We start from the raw sequence: 3,080 nt of genomic DNA on the forward strand, positions 1-3,080 counted from the left end.
GGATGACCCGGCAGTGCAGGCGGTGAGGGAGTGGGTGATGGCCGTGCCGGGTGGGTTGTGTGAGCTGGCTGGTTGAGCTTTTTAAGCGAAGCGTTGGTTGTTGGGCTGCCTCATGTTGGCGAAAGGGGCCTGACAATCTCACGCATGGGCGGGTTCCACAGCCGCTATTTCCTTACAGGCATAATTCATTGTGTAGTTGTGGTAACTGTTCAGCACCTGACTATAAATGTTGCGCGCATCTACAACTGCAGCAGGGTGAAAGGCATTGATAAAAATCATATCTCCTTGCTCGTGTATACGCGTGCAGATATGGCGCATCTCAGGAAATACGTGCCGTTTCAAATACCTGAAGGTTCCACCGAGGACAACGATGTCGGGCTTGATGAGCTCAATCTGACGCCTTATGTAGGGAGCATATTTTTTGACATGAATGTCAAAAGACTTGGCCTCGGTTCTGGCTCCGCCTGCGGCCTTCCGCATATTTATATAGGCGACACCCCAGGTAGCTTCTTTACCGCAAGCTTTCGCGTTTTCGAAGCTGGGAACCTCTCCAGTGTAGTTTGCGAGGCCGTAGGCCCAACGGCCAACCCTGCGAAGTACTTTGCCTTTCCACCAACCACTCTTTTCTGATCGTAGTGCTATCGATATGGCGGTCGTCAGATTCTGCTTGGCCTGGTTGGTTTCCTTTAGCACGAACAGGATTTTCACGTTTGCGTTCATCCAGTGCTCGTTTGAAATAATTCCGTCGCGATTGAAGTAAACACCGCTGTCGAATGTTTTTTCCCAGGCATCAAGAAGCGTGTCTAGGCGGTCTATTTTGCCCAAATCTAAGCCATACATTCCGTGATTATCATCGGTCATAAAAGGGCCTTACGTCGTCGTTTCGGTGCGAATGGCCTTGCATTTGGGGTACTGAGAGCAGCCCCAGAACGAACTGCCAGCATTGCTTCCGCGCTTGGCCACGCGGCGGACCATTGGCGCCTTGCAGACCGGGCACGAGACTTGCGCTGCGCTAGGAGACGGGACGGGGCCTGTTGGCGTCGCGTTCCGCGGGTTGGATGCTTTGCTCGTTGCTGCCCGAGTTACCTGGCGTGACTTGATCATACGACTCTGGCGAATCATGTCGTTCAGCTCAGCGCCTTCGATTAATTGCAGATTCTTTCCTTGTGCGAACGCCTTGGCGTCCTCGGTGAACCGACCCGATATAACGACGAAGCCGCCTTTTGCTCCCTCGGCCGTCATGACACCGAACAACTCACGTATTACGTTGACTTGGACCAGCTGGCGGCGCCATTGCTTGCATTGGACTAGGTACTTTTCTCCATCCTTGAGCAGCACCAAGTCGATGCCGCCATCGGCCCCGCCTTGGCCAGTCTCCTGAACGGTAAAACCCTTGCGTCGGAACGCTTCGCCTACGAGCAACTCGAACTCGCGCCAGCTTATGGATTCCAGCGTGTTCTCGTTGCTTGCGACGGAGTCGAAGAGCTTCTTGCGCCGTAGGCGGCCAAAGATCGAAGCGATGGCTCCGAATACCAGCGCGGCAGGGACGAAGTACTGCGCGGGTACTGCCAATCCGCGAAGCATCATGCCGGACATGTGGCTGCCTAAATCGGCTGGATTGGCTGGTGCCGGTATCGGTGAAGTGACGATGCTGTTGAGCCACAGGTACGCGATGAGCGCCAGTGGAAGGGTGATCCACCAGGGCATCAATGCTGCGAGATCGATCAGGTCTTCGAAAGGCGATTGCTTGGGGCGGCGGGCCATATCGCGTCCTTGTGATGGCTAAATGATTGCGTCAAGCAATTTGCCGATAGCCGCGGGGATCGGCAAGCGGTTTGTGCGGTTGGGTGACAGTCGGCGTTTGGGCTGACGACGCGGTGGAAACGGCGAAGCCTTTTCAATCCGTCATATACCGGCTACTCGCTTCCGGGGCGAAACTTCTGTTCCGCCCTGCTGGGCGGGTCACTTTTGTCAGTCGCGACAAAAGTAACCAAAAACGCTTGCCCCGCCATCCGGCCCTGCGCTTCGCTCCGGGTTCGTTCGCTCCATCGCCGTTCCAGAGGCACGCCGCGAAGGGCCATCCCTGGCCCATCGCGGCTCTCACGGCATCCATGCCGCTCAACCCCTTCCACGACGATTGCGCTCACCCTCCTGAAGGGGCGATTGGTGTCGCTTGATACCCTGCAAAAAAAACAGACAAGTGACGCTCGAACCTCCGGGCGNCGACGATTGCGCTCACCCTCCTGAAGGGGCGATTGGTGTCGCTTGATACCCTGCAAAAAAAACAGACAAGTGACGCTCGAACCTCCGGGCGACTCGGACTCCGATCCCCTTCAGGAGGCCGAGTGGAGGTGTTGCGTAGGGGGACGAGCCGCATGGAGGCGGCGAGAGGCTTAAAGGGCCAAGGATGGCCCTTGTAAGCCGGCCCCCGGAGCAGCACCGCAGCGAGGGAAATCTGGCCGCAGGCCAGACCCGGATGCCGGGGTGGCCTTCTCTTTGGTTACTTTCTCTTGGCCAGACAAGAGAAAGTGACTCGCCGTGCAAGGCGAAACCTGTCGGTGGGGGCGAGGAAAGCGTGGCGGGGAAGCGCGAGCGGCGGGATGGCAGCCGAAAATAAATCTGTCCCCTTTTTACCTTTACGTCATCTCGACCAACCACACCGCCGACGCTTCGACGTTGCCGGAGCGTAGGGTGGAAAACGGCGAAGCCTTTTCCATGCGCTACTTTCAGGCTACTCGCTAGTAGTTAGCCTTCAAGCCCAATTAGCTTTCTGCTTTTGAGTATTTTCTTTCCTGAAAGTTTTTGAAGTCCATTTTCCATTAGAGTGATAAAGTCGCGCGCGTCTGAAAAGTAGTTTTTATATGCGAACTTTACTTCTTCGCTTGAGTCGGCTCGGACTAGAACAATGTCGTGTTCAGGGAAGGATTTCTCTAATTCAAACAGTTCTCTAAGTGCTTCTGTTGCGTCTCGATAGGTTTTTATTTGTAGGTCTCCGGACTTCGAGAAAAGCAAGATGGTGTTCCGATTGCTCTTTACGTCCTTATCGGCTGCGTTTAGGGAGACACTGCATAAATAGCCAG

The 3,080-nt window shown here is 55.2% G+C and carries 2 protein-coding genes and 1 pseudogene; all 3 read right to left on the reverse strand.

Translation table 11 applies throughout. The features are described from left to right. Positions 1 to 138 precede the first annotated feature (138 nt). Positions 139 to 861, reverse strand: a complete 723-nt coding sequence (locus MST27_RS22030; protein WP_243607992.1) for a uracil-DNA glycosylase family protein — start codon at positions 859 to 861, stop codon at positions 139 to 141. 9 nt (positions 862 to 870) lie between these two features. Further along, positions 871 to 1,764, reverse strand: a complete 894-nt coding sequence (locus MST27_RS22035) for a restriction endonuclease (RefSeq protein WP_243607993.1) — start codon at positions 1,762 to 1,764, stop codon at positions 871 to 873. Positions 1,765 to 2,745: 981 nt separating this feature from the next. Next, a pseudogene (locus MST27_RS22040) lies at positions 2,746 to 3,080 on the reverse strand (hypothetical protein); the annotation flags it as partial.

The sequence above is a fragment of the Stutzerimonas marianensis genome (assembly GCF_022810315.1).
In the GTDB taxonomy this organism is placed as follows: Bacteria; Pseudomonadota; Gammaproteobacteria; order Pseudomonadales; family Pseudomonadaceae; genus Stutzerimonas; species Stutzerimonas marianensis.